The organism is Erwinia sp. B116, assembly GCF_002865965.1.
Taxonomy (GTDB): Bacteria; Pseudomonadota; Gammaproteobacteria; order Enterobacterales; family Enterobacteriaceae; genus Erwinia.
Genome location: NZ_JRZZ01000112.1, coordinates 1 through 652, shown reverse-complemented (window position 1 = coordinate 652; position 652 = coordinate 1). Strand labels below are relative to the sequence as shown.

At 62.6% G+C, this 652-nt stretch carries 1 protein-coding gene; it reads left to right on the top strand.

What is annotated here, in order from left to right; all coding sequences use genetic code 11:
• Positions 1-652, top strand: a 652-nt coding sequence (locus NV64_RS22815) for an esterase/lipase family protein (protein ID WP_369878933.1), incomplete at both ends; no start/stop codon positions are given.

Genomic DNA, 652 nt, shown 5'->3' with positions numbered 1-652 from the left:
CCCTCCCGGCGGGAAAGGGGATGGGGCAGCGCGTTTTACAAAAGCTACGGGGAGGCGCTCGACCGGCTGCAGTACCTGCTCAGTGACGACGACATCCTGACGGAAAATCACTTCAGGGAAGCGCAGCTGCAGACGGCGCGACAGCGCTTTACCGGCGTCAGGATAGGCGACGAGCCGGCGGACCAGGTGCTGACGAAAGAAGAAGCGGCACACGGCCACCGGTTTTTATTTCCGCTGCACGTTTTTGGTTACAACTGGCTGCAGTCCTGCGCTGATTCGGCGGCACTGCTGGGAGCCTTTATCCGCAGCGTGCTGGGACAGTATTACTACCGCCTGGCAGTGAACAAAGTCATTCTGGTCACCCACTCAATGGGGGGGCTGGTGGCCCGGCACTACTCGGAGAACATGAACGGACGGGAAAACATCCTGGGGATGGTGCACGGCGTGATGCCGGACCTGGGCTCACCGGCGGCGTACCGGCGCATGAAAACCGGCGAGCGCGGCATTACCGGGATGATTATCGGCGACAGCGCAGAAAAGCTGATGCCGGTGCTGGCCCAGTCCCCCGGTCCTTTACAGCTGCTGCCGGGCGGTGCTTATGGTCCCGGCTGGCTGAAAATCGAGAGCAGCGGTGCCCGGCTGTCCCTGCCGG